Here is a 14,006-nt window from a genome sequence, read left to right as displayed (position 1 = left end):
AATCATCCTTATGCAATACCCTCGGATATGCCTGTGTGCCATGTTGGTATGCTTGTTTTCTTGTTTCGGGACAGTTATGGGACAAGATACAATTGATCTGAAATCGCTTGCCGACAGTGTACGGAAAGCGAATGGTAAACCGAATTTTCTGCCTTTGGGTATGCACTTCCTTGAATTGGCAAAAGAACGGAAGGATACGGCTAATATCAGTGACGCTTATGCTATTCTTGCCAGTCATTATTATGAATTAGGAGATACGGACAGTTTGCGCCTGGTGACTTATGAATATATGGACTGGGCAGATCGTTGCCACCGTAATACCGATCGCTATCAGGCATGGAGGCAGTACATCCAGCGAATGACCGAAAAAGGGATGCAGGAAGAGGTGATGAAGGAGACGGATTTACTCTGCAAAGACGCCGAGAAACGGAAAGATAAATACGGCATGGCATCCGGTGAAATGTGTATAGGTTATAATCACCGTGTGTTCGGTCAGAATATAAAGCTATGCCTTGAATATTATGACAGTGCATTGAAGCACTTTGAAGAAGGCAAATATTACCGTGATGCTTATGTCGTTTCCCTCAATATCATTCAAACTTATCTGGCACGTCAGTCATATAGTGACGCTGTGCCTTATCTGGACCGGTTGGGACAGTTGGGGAAGACAGTAGAGGGGAAGGATGTTGTAATAGGAGAAGCTTTGTATATGCGCTATTATCAGTTCCGGGTTATTGCTATTTTGGGGATAAAAGGAGAGAAAGCGGCAGCACCTTATATTCGTGAAGCAAATGCTTATTATCTTAAAAATAAAGAGTCTATTTCACAGGAGGGCTGGTTCGGCTATAAAATTATGTGCAGTCAGATCTTGGGTAACATAGGCAATGCCGTGGCTTATATGGATTCTCTGATTGATTACCAGCGTTCGATAGGCAATTATTATCCGGGAAACTACCGGCAAAAAGCCATTATGCTGGAACAGACCGGACATTACAAGGAGGCATGTCGTGCTTTTGCAGAGTATTCTCAGTTGAATGATTCTGTGCGTACGGCAGAGATGGATGAACAGCTGAACAAATATACCGCTCAGTTTGAGGTTGACCGTCTGAAGATGGAGAAGCTGGAACTGAGTGAGAAAATGAGCCGTGAGCGTCTGGCTTTTGTGTTTGGGGCGGGTTGTGTGATATTGCTGCTATTGATATTGGTTACTTACCTTTATATTCGTACTCTTTCCATGAACCGGAAACTGGATGTTGCTCGTAAGGAATTGCAAAAGATGGGGCGCATTAAGAGTTCGTTCATCCAGCACGTCACGCATGAGTTGCGTACACCGCTTAATTCTGTAGTAGGTTTTTCTGCATTGCTTGCCGAAGAAGGCTTGGATGTGGAAGATGCCCGTGAATATTCCAGTCAGGTAGAGAAGAACAGTGCTTATTTGTTAGAACTGATTGATAATATTATAGATATTGCCGATATGGACTCACAGACTGCGGATATGCCCAAAGAAGCGGTGGATGTGAATGCCTGCTGTCTTGAATGTATAGATGAGTTGGGTGGGAAGCAGAAAGAAGGTGTGGAACTGCAATGGGTTCCCTCTCCGGATGTCCCGGTGATACAGACGGTACGAGCCTGGATGAAACGTGTGCTTACCCTTTTGTTGGATAATGCCGGGAAATTTACCGAAAAGGGTGTGATCCGTCTGCAATGCGAGGAAGATAAGGAGAATAATATCATACGTTTCATAATAGAAGATACTGGTATCGGCATTGAACCGCAATATCAGGAAACTGTTTTCGAGCGTTTCTTTAAAGTAGATAGCTTTACTCCCGGTACAGGTCTGGGACTTTCCATTGCCCGTCAGGTGATGGATATTGTAGATGGAAAGATTTACCTGGATACTTCGTACAATAGTGGTGTCCGTGTAGTTGTTGAATGGCCAATGAATTGATAAACCCTAATCAGATTTTATAAAGAATGAAAGTAAGAACCCTTTTGTGCGTATGTGCCCTGCTCTTTTCTCTGACAGTGGCAGCGCAATTCCAACCCGAAAGATACCCCAAACGTGAATTTCGTGCAGCCTGGATACAAGCTGTTAACGGACAATTCCGCGGAATTCCCACCGAGAAGTTGAAACAGACCCTGATCAGTCAGTTGAACTCCCTGCAAGAGGCAGGCATTAATGCCATTATCTTTCAGGTACGTCCCGAAGCCGATGCTCTTTATGCTTCGCAACTGGAACCGTGGAGCCGCTTTCTGACCGGTGTACAGGGACAAGCACCCAATCCTTATTGGGATCCCATGGAATTTATGATTGAAGAGTGCCACAAGCGTGGTATGGAGTTTCATGCCTGGATTAATCCTTATCGTGTGAAGACTTCACTGAAGAATGAATTGGCGCCGGGCCATGTTTATAATATCCATCCCGAATGGTTTGTTACTTACGGTGACCAAGTCTATTTCGACCCTGCATTGCCGGAAAGCCGTCGCCACATCTGTATGGTGATTACGGATATTGTTTCCCGCTACGATGTTGATGCTATTCATATGGATGATTATTTCTACCCTTATCCTAAACAGGGAGTAGACTTCCCGGATGATGCCAGCTTTGCCCGTTATGGCGGTGGATTTTCTAATAAAGCGGATTGGCGTCGCAGTAATGTCAATGTGTTGATAAAGAAAATTCATGAGACAGTGCGCGAATTGAAGCCGTGGGTTAAGTTCGGTGTTTCTCCGTTTGGTATTTACCGTAATCAGAAGAGTGATCCGCTGGGTAGTAAGACCAATGGTTTGCAAAACTATGATGATCTTTATGCTGATGTGCTTCTTTGGGCCCGTGAAGGTTGGATAGACTATAACATTCCGCAGATATACTGGCAGATAGGTCATCCGGTAGCTGATTATGAGACATTGGTGAAGTGGTGGGCAAAGAATACGGAAAATCGTCCTTTGTTCATCGGTCAGTCGGTAATGAATACGGTGCAGAATGCTGATCCGCAGACTCCTTCCATGAACCAGCTTCCACGTAAGATGGCGTTGCAACGTGCTTATCAGACGATTGGCGGAAGTTGTCAGTGGCCTGCAAGTGCAGTGGTGGAGAATGCCGGAAAGTATCGTGATGCTTTGATGGCTGAATACCACAAATATCCCGCCTTGCCTCCTGTTTTTGATTTCATGGATAATGAAGCGCCGGATAAAGTGCGCAAGATGAAACCGGTGTGGACAGAAGATGGGTATCTTTTGTTCTGGACAGCACCGAAGTATAAGGATGAAATGGATCGTGCCGTACAGTATGTGATTTACCGTTTCGATGCTAAAGAGAAAGTGGACATCAGTGATCCTTCTCATATTGTAGCCATCACGCGGGATAACTTCTATAAGTTACCCTATGAAAATGGAAAGACTAAATATCGCTATGTGGTAACAGCACTCGACCGACTGCATAATGAGTCGAAGATAGTGGCAAAAAAGGTGAAGCTATAAGCTTCACCTTTTTTGTTAATACAATATGAAACCTGCTATTCCGCAGCCTATAATCATCACTATCGGATTGACTTTATATTTCCGGGTACCCACAAAAGCCACCAGGAAGATGATGCAACTGACGATAAACGAGTACATATCTTCTTTAGGTGAACTAAAATTCTCTGTATTCATTAATACCAGGGCCGCTGATGCCAGTAGCCCTACCACTGCCGGGCGCAATCCACTGAATACTGCTTCAACAGCCGGATGTTTCTGGTATTTCAGGAAAAACTTACTGATAACTAACATCAGGATGAATGAAGGAAGTACTACGGCAAAAGTAGCGATGACAGAACCCCATATACTTCCGGTAGCCGTGAAGCCTACATACGTTGCCGAGTTGATTCCGATAGGTCCGGGAGTCATTTGACTGATAGCTACAATATCTGTAAACTCTTGTGGTGTCAACCACCCGTAGCGTGTGACTACTTCACCTTGTATCATCGAAAGCATGGCATATCCGCCGCCAAAGCCGAAAAGGCCTATTTTGAAGAATGTATAGAATAACTGAAAATAAAGCATAGGAGATTTATGATTTATAATTTATGATTTATGATGCGCAGCCAACTTTCTCAACTTTCAACTTTGGGATGGTGTAACCGTCCGTATAAGTATCCTCCTACACCGGCGATGATAATTACCCAGATAGGTGAGAATCCCAGTAGCCAGATGATTAGTGCAGATACAATGGGTATCCAGACATTGTAACGGTTGACTTTGGCTGACTTAGCCATACTGAATGTAGGAGCGGCAATCAGTGCAACTACTGCCGGGCGGATACCCTTGAATATCCGTTCCACTATCGGATTATCCTTAAAATTGTGGAAGAACATAGCTATGGCAAGAATAATGAGGAATGAGGGTAGAATTGTCCCTAAAGTAGTGACTATACTTCCACGAATTCCCCGCAACTTATATCCGATAAAAATGGAAATGTTAACCGCAAGAATGCCGGGAGTCGATTGGGAAATGGCAAGCAAGTCTATAAAATCGTCTTTGGCGATCCACTTTCGTTTCTCTACAATTTCTTCCTCTATGAGTGGCACCATGGCATAGCCACCTCCGATAGTGAAAACTCCTATTTTAGAAAAAAGGCCGAATGCCTCTAAATAAATATTCATAGTTTTAATGTTATAATGTGATAATATGATATCACTCTACCACTTTATTCCCCTTCTTCACCTTCTTCTTTCTGTTTCGCATATTGGCTCGGGCTGACACTGAAATGCTTCTTGAATACTTCCCGGAAGTATTTCGCATCGCTGAAACCAGTCATTTCTGCAACTTCAGTTATGCTGTATTTCTGCTCTTTCAGTAATTGTGCGGCACGTTTCAGACGTATCAATCGGATATAGTCTGCCGGAGCCTGGTCGGTCAGGGCTTTTATTTTATTATAGAAGCTGGTACGACTCATATTCAGTAATGAACAGAGCATTTCCACATTGAGTGCACCGTTATCCATATTTTCTTCCACATGCTTCTTGACGGAAGAAATGAATTTCCAGTCAAGGTCGGTGGAACAATTGGTACAAGTTGTGGCATCTTCATCATCATTCAGTTCCAGATTAGCATATTTATGTCGCAGCAAAGAGCGATTCGTCAGGATGTTGGATATCGTAGCACGGAGAATACCTATATTGAAAGGCTTCACAATATACTCATCTGCTCCGGTCTTCAATCCTTCAATGATGTTGCGGTCATTATTCAGTGCTGTGAGCAAAATGATGGGGATGTGAGAGGTTTCAATATCATTCTTTAAGACATGACACAATTCGTCTCCACGCATTTCCGGCATCATGATATCCGAAATAATCATGTTAGGCATATATTCCTTGACTATTTCGAGTGCTTGTTTGCCATCGCTGCATACTTGTATGTTATAGTCGTCCGACAGTGTATTGCGGAGATATTCCCTCAACTCATCATTATCCTCCACAATCAGGATTTTCGGAAGATCACTGTTTTGCTGTTGTTTCTGTTTAGTTGCATCATAAGCAATGTTTGGCGTAACATTCTTAGGCACTCCCGATTCAGCATAAGCAACTTTCTCACTTCCCGGTTTCGGACTGTGAATAGCTTTTCGATAAGGTTTTTCACCTTTTGGGAATGTGACTTTAATACAGGAGCCTTTTCCTTCCGTGCTTGTAAAGTTGATTTTGCCTTTATGCAGGTGAACAAGTTTCCATACCAGTAACAGTCCGATACCACTACCCGTTACTTTCGAGTTGATGGCGTTACTACCCCGGAAGTGTATTTTAAAGAGTTTTTTCTGTTCTGAGGACGGAATACCGATACCCGTATCCTTTACTTCCACACTCCAATAGTCTTCTGTTTCTGCTGTATAGATATGTACGCTTCCACCTTCCGGTGTATACTTCAAGGCGTTGGATATCAGATTTTTCAGAATCGAATCCATCTTATCCTTGTCAAGCCAGGTATTCATGTAGCGGAAATTACTTTCATAAGTCAGGCTGATACGTTTTACGTCGGCATAAGCCCGGAAAGCATTGATCATTTCCTCCATGTAGGTGCTCAACTCATATTCGGATACATATAGGGCACTGGAATAAGTGTCTGCACGTTCGAAGTTAATAAGATTGGTCGTCAGTCGCAACAGGGCGTTCACATTTCGTATGGCAGTATTCATATTGCTTCGTCCGCTCGGTGTCAGATTTTCCTTTTCACTGAGTTCTTCCAGTGGCGCTTTGATCAGTGTCAACGGGGTACGAATATCATGCGCTGTATTGATGAAGAAACGTATTTTCTCATCCGAAGCCTTACGCTGTTTGCGCAGGATAATGACACGCAATGTGATAATGACAATTGCGGCTATCACGGCGGCATAAAGTATTAATGCCCATATGCTGAGCCATAAGGGCTGTTCTATCATGATTTCCATGTCACGCTCTTCAAGAACGATTCGTCGGTCTTCACTGGAGATGGCACGTACCCGTAATGTATATTTTCCGGGATTCAAATTTGTGAACCGGATCATGCAATCTTTCTCAGGACGGCTCCATCCGTCATAGAAACCTTCCAGTTTCCAGGAATACAGAATCAATGACGGATAATCGTAGTTGATAGAAGATATCCGTAGAGAGAATATGTTCTGATTGTATTTCAGCTTTAACACTTGAGTTTCATCTATGTCCACTTCCAGCGGTGAACCCTCATCGCCGGGGTAAACGGTTTGATAGAATACGCGCAAATCGCTGAATATCATTTTGAACTCATAATTGCGTGGAATCATCATATCTTTGTGGAACTCTATTGCTCCGTCCGTACTTCCAAGAATGAAGTTTCCGTTTTTTCGCAGTACGCCTGATGTTGAATTAAAATGATCACTCTTCAGTCCCTGTTCTTTAGTCCAGTTATGAAATATCTTTCCAGCCGGGTAATAGCTTGTCAGACTGTTTTCCGTACTCAGCAGGACACTTTTGTTTCCGTCCGGAAGAATGGTATATATGTTATTGGAAATCAGCGGGCAGTTGTCTTTGTGGAAATGCTCAAACGATTTTCGCTGATGGTTATAAATGAGTAATCCGGAGTTGCTGGTCCCGATGTACAGCAAACTGTCTGGTGTCTGATAAAGCGCGTTAATGTAGAAAGACTCTATCGGCATCGATATACACTGATACTTGCCGGTTTCTTTGTCCAGCAGATACAGTCCTGTGGCAGTACCTATCCACATGTGTTGCGCATCCTTCTCCTTAATATCCGTAATTCCGCTAAGTCCCGGATAAGCACGTATATTTTTACGGTTGAAGTCTATTTGCTTTAAATTGTAATAGCCACCGGACCAGATACTGCCATCGGAAGTTTTTATGATAGAGCGTATGTACTTATCCGGACGGATATCACAATCGCCAAATGTAGAAGGAGTAAAGAACTCCACCTTCATCTGTTTTTTATTGATTTGGTAGATGCCCGAAGTGTATCCACCTGCCCAGATAATGCCGGGTGATACCTCGCACAAAGAAATGAAAACATGGTTTTTGGTTACGTTACCATTGTCAAACACGCTGAGGAATGAGTGCCATTGTTTTGTTTTGGTAGAGTAGAGGCTGATACCGTTATTGGTAGCAAACCAAAGATCACCTTCGTGATCTTCGATGATGGCATTTACCTGATCGTTGACGAGCGATTGCTTGTTGCCAATAGAATGTTTGATCCATTCATAACTGGCATATTGATTGTTGCGTACTGTGATGCCGATAGGGTAATTGGCTATCCAGATGCGTTCATCATCTACATAGAAGTCGTAAATACTATTGCCGTTCATGGCATTATAGCTATTGTAATCCGCCACGATATAGGGGGCGCACTCATAGGTCTCCACATTCATTTTATATATGCCGGCACCATCTGTAGCTATCAATATTTCTTTGTCATTGAAGGCTTTGATACGTGTAATGCTGACATCCTGCAAACCGACATTCAGCTCTACAGTTTGATGAATATTCATATCGTACAGATAAATACCCTTCTGGAATGTACCGATGAATAGTTTGCGGTTTGCTTTGTGGAAATATAACTCGTTGACTTGCATCTTCAGTTTATCAAGCCAGTTGCATGGAGAAAGGTTGAGAACGTCGTCTTTTAATTCGGCATGATGTATACCGACGTCTGTACCGATGAAATAATGGTCAGGGCCGATTTGCTCGATATCCGTAATACTTTCTCCGATATGGTTTTTGATAACGGTGGTTTTTTCAGTATTCGTATCGTAGAGATACAATGCTTCTTCGTTACAGAGCCATACAATATTGTTGCTGTCAATAAATCCATAGCTTACGGGAGTCGGATTTCCTTTTACCACTTCATCAGGTAGCTTGTATACAAGTTGAAAGCGATCATGTTTGGCATCATAGCGGAATACTCTTCCTTTTTTGCCTATCTCCCACAGTGTTCCATCCACACCAACATATAGCCAACTCAGATTGAGCATGGAGTTAACTTCTATTTCGCTGTCTATAAGTCGGTATTGCTTGAAATTTTTTCCGTCATAGCGGTCAATGCCATTGTGCGTAAGAAACCACATATATCCTTTCGGCCCTTTCTGAATAGCATATATCCTACGATTGCTCAAGCCATCTTCCACGCCGAGATATTTATAAGTTTGGGCGATGCAGAAGGAGGAAATGTATGTGAATAAAAAGAAAATGATAAATTTTCTCATAACAGTTACGGTCGTTCGTTATTGGGGGTATTTGTGAAATTAACGCAAAAATATGCATTTTGTTTGATAAAAGCAACACGAAAGCAAGAAGAATAGTGTTCGATTCCTCGCATTGTTTAGACGACAACAGGCGCAAGTTGTATATTATAACCTGCGCCTGTGCTTCACTTATAGATTGTAGTCAGAACTACTTAACCTTTTCTTCTACCCATTTACGTGCATTGACGAAGGCTTCCATCCATGGAGTGATCTGGTCGCTGTGCAGGCGGTCGGCAGGATAACAACCGTTCTGCCACGGGAAGATAGAGCGCTCTAGGTGAGGCATGATAGCCAGATGGCGCCCGTCGGCACTTGCTATGGCTGCTATGGAGTAGTCGGAGCCATTCGGATTGGCAGGATACTCGTCATAACTATATTTGGCTACCACATTATATTTATCTTCGTCATAAGGCAAAGAGAATTTTCCTTCTCCGTGAGCTACCCATATACCGAGTTTGCTGCCACTCAGAGAGCCGAACATTACGCTGCGGTTGGTAGGAATGGTAAGTCCCAGGAATCTCGATTCGAATTTATGAGATTCATTATGCAGCATTTTACCGTTTTTCTTATGTTCGGGATTTATGAGGTTCAATTCCATCATCAACTGGCAACCATTACAAACACCCAATGAAAGCGTATCTTCGCGTGCATAATACTTGTCGAGTGCTTCTTTAGCTTTCGGATTGAAGAGGAAAGCTCCTGCCCAACCTTTGGCAGAACCCAGTACGTCTGAGTTGGAGAAACCACCACAATAAACAATCAGGTTCACGTCTTCCAGTGTCTCACGTCCGCTGATGAGGTCGGTCATGGTGACGTCTTTCACATCAAAGCCTGCCAGATACAGGGAGTAAGCCATTTCGCGCTCACCGTTTGTTCCTTTTTCGCGGATGATTGCTGCGCGGATGCCTGTCGGTGTACGGCGGTTCGGGTCGATACCATATTGAGAGAATTTACCTTTGAAGCTGGGCATGAAAGCGAATTCCAGTGGCTGCATCTTGTAGTTCTCGAAACGCTTCTTGGCGCAACCGTTCATAGATTGCTTGCGGTCGAGCAGGTAAGAAGTAGAATACCAAACATCACGCATATAGTCGATACCGAACTGATAAGTAGCATCATCTTTAGATACGAGGATGTGGCGTTCGTCGGTCGGCTTACCAATCTTCACAAAACCTACTCCGGCATCTTCCAATATTTGTTTTACTTCTTCCTTATGCTTGTCGCTTACCTGGATAACAATACCCGGGTTCTCGGCAAACAGGAGTTTCACGAGGTCGTGTTCCTTCATCTTGTCGAGATTGATTTCCATACCACCTTCTACATTGGCGAAGCACATTTCGAGTAAGGTAGTAATCAGACCACCGGCAGAAATATCGTGCCCGGCAAGAATCAGTCCTTTGTTCACCAGTTCCTGAACGGCAAGGAAAGCATCGCGGAAATATTCGGCATCTTGTACAGTGGGTACTTCGTCGCCAATCTTGCCCAATGATTGCGCAAAGGCAGAGCCACCCAGTTTCAATGTATCAAAACTGAAGTCGATATGATAAATCGTTGTCTTTTCGTTGTTAACAAGTACGGGAGAAACCACTTTCTTCACATCAGAAACTTCACCGCCTGCAGAAACGATTACGGTTCCCGGAGAGATTACTTTGCTACCGTCGGGATACTTCTGAGTCATGGATAGAGAGTCTTTTCCGGTAGGCACATTGATTTGCAGTGCACAGCAGAAGTCGCTCAATGCTTTTACAGCGGTGTAGAGACGTGCATCTTCACCTTCCTGTGAGCGGCAAGGCCACATCCAGTTGGCAGAGAGGGAGATGCTGTCCATTCCTTCAGCCATCGGAGCCCATACCAGGTTGGTCAGTGCTTCGCTGACGGAAAGTACTGAACCAGCTGCCGGATCTGCCAGTGCAGCTTGCGGAGCATGTCCTAGTGAAGTGGCGATACCTTTCTCACCACGATAGTCGAGAGCAACCACGCCACAGTCACTTAGCGGTAATTGCAATTCACCCTGACATTGTTGGCGGGCAATCTTGCCGGTTACCGAGCGGTCTACCTTATTGGTCAACCAGTCTTTGCAGGCAACAGCTTCCAACTGCAATACATTCGTCAGATATTCGTGCAACTTGGATTGTTCGTATTTAGGCATTTCGTAGTGGCGTTCCACTGTTTTGTCTACCATGTAAGTTTTGGGAGACGAGCCGAACATCTGTTCTACGGCAAGATCAAACGGACGTACACCGTCAGCTTGTTGGAAAGCGAAGCGATGGTCACCGGTAGTTTCACCTACCACATACATTGGGGCACGCTCACGTTCAGCCACTTTACGTACATGCTCGATAGCTTCTTCTTCAATCAGCAATCCCATACGTTCCTGGCTTTCGTTGGCGATAATTTCTTTGGCAGACAAGGTTTTGTCACCTACGGGCAATTTACTCATGTCTATCACGCCACCACATTCTTCCACCAATTCGGAGAGACAGTTTACGTGTCCGGCTGAACCATGGTCGTGGATGGATACCACCGGATTGTTGTCTTCTTCGCAGAGGGCACGTACCACGTTGTAGGCACGTTTCTGCATTTCTGCATTGGCGCGCTGTACGGCGTTCAACTCAATACCGCTACTGTAGCGTCCGGTATCTACTGAAGATACGGAACCGCCACCCAAGCCGATACGGTAATTATCACCACCAATCACGACTACTTTGTTACCGGCTTCCGGAGCACCTTTCAGGCAGTCACGTTTCGTACCGTAACCGACACCGCCGGCAAGCATGATTACTTTATCGTAACCGTAAACTTCGTCGTTTTCCTTATGTTCGAAAGTCAGTACAGAACCACAGATCAGCGGTTGGCCGAACTTGTTGCCGAAGTCGCTGGCACCATTGGATGCTTTGATCAGAATCTGTTCGGGAGTCTGATACAACCATTGGCGTACCGGAAGGATTTCTTCCCAGGGACGATCTTCGTCTGTACGGGGATATGAAGTCATGTAAACGGCAGTTCCGGCAATTGGCCAGGAACCTTTACCACCGCCCATACGGTCACGAATCTCTCCACCTGTACCGGTAGATGCACCGTTGAACGGTTCTACGGTAGTAGGGAAGTTGTGTGTTTCAGCCTTCAGTGAGATAACACTCTTGATATCTTTTACCTGGAAGTAGTCGGGTTTTGAGTGGTCTGCCGGAGCAAACTGTTCTATTACCGGACCTTCGGCAAAAGCTACATTATCTTTATAAGCTGAAATGATTTTATTCGGATTTTCCTGTGTAGTCTTCTTAATCATTTGGAAGAGGGAAGACTCTTGTTCTACACCGTCGATGATGAATGTCCCGCCGAAGATTTTGTGGCGGCAGTGTTCGGAATTGATCTGGGCGAAACCGAATACTTCGGAGTCAGTCAGTTTACGTCCAAGGTCTTGTTCTACTTTCTTGAGGTAGTCCATCTCTTCTTTAGAGAGTGCCAGACCTTCTTTTTCGTTGTAAGCTTCCAGGTCTTCGATATGGACGATCGGTTCCGGCTTACGGTTGGTGGTGAATACTTCCTGATCCAGTCCCTTGTACATGCGTTGCAGCATCGGGTCGCGGTCAGCGTTTTCGTCCTTTACGGGGAAATACTCTTCGATGCGTGAGATACCGCTCAAGCCCATATTCTGGGTGATTTCCACAGCATTTGTACTCCAAGGAGTAATCATTTCGCGGCGCGGACCAACGAAATGTCCTTTCAGGTTTTCTTCACTTTCGGGGGTGGCTTCTCCAAAAAGCCAGCAGAGTTTGTCGCTTTCTGCCTGGGTGAGTGCGTGGTCACATTCTACGGCCATCACGCTCTTGGATGGGGTTCTGAAAAAAAGAATCATACTGATATTTTTGATTTTTCGTTCTTTGGCGCAAAGATACATAAAATCGTTGGTGCAGAGAAAGAAAAGGAATAAAAAATAGAAGGGTGTCAAAAGTAAAGTATTGAGTGTTTTATGATAATCGGTCGAAAAAACGTTAACACAATTGGTTCGTCTCATAAAAAAGTACGATATTTGCAGCCATGATTGAGATAAGGACCATATTCGATATATTATGGAAGGGTTTTATTATTGGGGTAGTTGTGTCTGCGCCATTAGGACCCGTGGGTGTGTTGTGCATCCAGCGTACGTTGAATAAGGGGCGTTGGTATGGTTTCATAACAGGTCTGGGAGCCTCGTTGAGTGACATTGCTTACGCCTTGCTGACAGGGTACGGAATGAGCTTCGTATTCGATTACGTAAATAAAAATATCTTTTATTTGCAGTTGTTCGGAAGCATCATGCTGTTAGCGTTTGGCATTTATACGTTTCGCAGTAATCCCGTCCAGTCCATCCGTCCCGTCTCAACCAACAAAGGTTCTTATTTTCATAACTTCATTACCGCCTTTGCCGTCACATTATCCAATCCACTTATTATATTCCTCTTTATCGGCCTCTTTGCACGCTTTGCCTTCGTCAGTGAGGGGGTATTGGTGTTTGAAGCGGTCACCGGATACCTGGCTATTGCACTGGGGGCGTTGGCATGGTGGTTTGGCATTACTTACTTTGTAAATAAAGTCCGTACGCAATTCAACCTGCGTGGCATCTGGATATTGAATCGTATCATCGGAGGCATTGTCATTGTCGTGTCTGTGTTTGGGTTGGTGTTTACGTTGATGGGCGAGTCACTTTACTGAGCAGAAACATAGAATCATGAAGATAGCGCAACAACTGAAAGCGAAAAATATCGCGGAATACCTTATATATATGTGGCAAGTGGAAGATTTGATACGTGCCAATGAGTGCGATATCGATAAGATCCGCGAAAACATTATCTCCCGTTATCCGGAAGAAGAACATCCGGCACTCGAAGAATGGTATGGTAATCTGGTAGACATGATGCGTACAGAAGGAGTGAAGGAAAAGGGACATCTGCAAATCAATCGTAATGTAATAGTGAATTTGACGGAATTGCACGTAGAACTGCTGGCATCACCGAAATATCCTTATTATAGTGCGGCTTATTTCAAAGCATTGCCTTTCATCGTAGAACTTCGTCAGAAGAGTGGGAAGCAGGAGGAACCGGAACTGGAAACCTGTTTTGAGGCTTTGTATGGTGTTTTATTGCTGCGTTTGCAGAAGAAAGAAGTCACGGAGGGAACCGCAAAGGCGATAGAGACTATCAGCAGTTTCATTTCTTTGCTTGCCAATTATTACGAAAAGGACAAGAAAGGGGAGTTGAAACTGGATGAATAACCGGAATAACTTTCGAAG

Annotated in this window: 8 protein-coding genes; 4 read left to right on the top strand and 4 right to left on the bottom strand. The window is 44.2% G+C overall.

The genetic code is table 11. The features are described from left to right. Positions 1-10 precede the first annotated feature (10 nt). Both BACCELL_RS24345 and BACCELL_RS24340 read left to right on the top strand, forming a co-directional pair. On the top strand, positions 11-1,948 hold the full coding sequence (locus tag BACCELL_RS24345; RefSeq protein ID WP_025726243.1) for a sensor histidine kinase: 1,938 nt from the start codon (positions 11-13) through the stop codon (positions 1,946-1,948). Between the two features lie 26 nt (positions 1,949-1,974). Then, positions 1,975-3,480 (top strand): glycoside hydrolase family 10-like protein, encoded by a 1,506-nt coding sequence (locus BACCELL_RS24340; RefSeq protein ID WP_007214815.1) that lies wholly within the window; start codon positions 1,975-1,977, stop codon positions 3,478-3,480. A 15-nt stretch (positions 3,481-3,495) separates the two neighbouring features. Here BACCELL_RS24340 and BACCELL_RS24335 read toward each other — a convergent pair whose 3' ends face one another. The 4 genes from BACCELL_RS24335 to purL form a co-directional block, all read right to left on the bottom strand. Continuing rightward, on the bottom strand, positions 3,496-4,044 hold the full coding sequence (locus BACCELL_RS24335; RefSeq protein WP_007214814.1) for a chromate transporter: 549 nt from the start codon (positions 4,042-4,044) through the stop codon (positions 3,496-3,498). A gap of 50 nt (positions 4,045-4,094) precedes the next feature. After that, entirely contained in the window at positions 4,095-4,643 is a 549-nt protein-coding gene (locus BACCELL_RS24330; protein WP_007214813.1) for a chromate transporter, read from the bottom strand. Between the two features lie 44 nt (positions 4,644-4,687). Then, complete coding sequence (locus BACCELL_RS24325) at positions 4,688-8,701, bottom strand: hybrid sensor histidine kinase/response regulator transcription factor (protein WP_007214812.1); 4,014 nt, start codon at positions 8,699-8,701, stop codon at positions 4,688-4,690. Positions 8,702-8,888: 187 nt separating this feature from the next. Beyond that, on the bottom strand, positions 8,889-12,593 hold the full coding sequence (gene purL / locus BACCELL_RS24320) for a phosphoribosylformylglycinamidine synthase (RefSeq protein ID WP_044154361.1): 3,705 nt from the start codon (positions 12,591-12,593) through the stop codon (positions 8,889-8,891). A gap of 182 nt (positions 12,594-12,775) precedes the next feature. Here purL and BACCELL_RS24315 point away from each other — a divergent pair, with 182 nt between their 5' ends. Then, positions 12,776-13,429: a LysE family translocator gene (locus BACCELL_RS24315; protein ID WP_007214810.1), complete on the top strand. Its 654-nt coding sequence runs from the start codon at positions 12,776-12,778 to the stop codon at positions 13,427-13,429. Between the two features lie 16 nt (positions 13,430-13,445). Continuing rightward, positions 13,446-13,988: a DUF4924 family protein gene (locus BACCELL_RS24310; protein ID WP_007214809.1), complete on the top strand. Its 543-nt coding sequence runs from the start codon at positions 13,446-13,448 to the stop codon at positions 13,986-13,988. Positions 13,989-14,006: the final 18 nt, after the last annotated feature.

Source organism: Bacteroides cellulosilyticus DSM 14838, assembly GCF_000158035.1.
Lineage (GTDB): Bacteria > Bacteroidota > Bacteroidia > Bacteroidales > Bacteroidaceae > Bacteroides > Bacteroides cellulosilyticus.
This window is presented reverse-complemented; position numbering and strand designations above follow the sequence as displayed.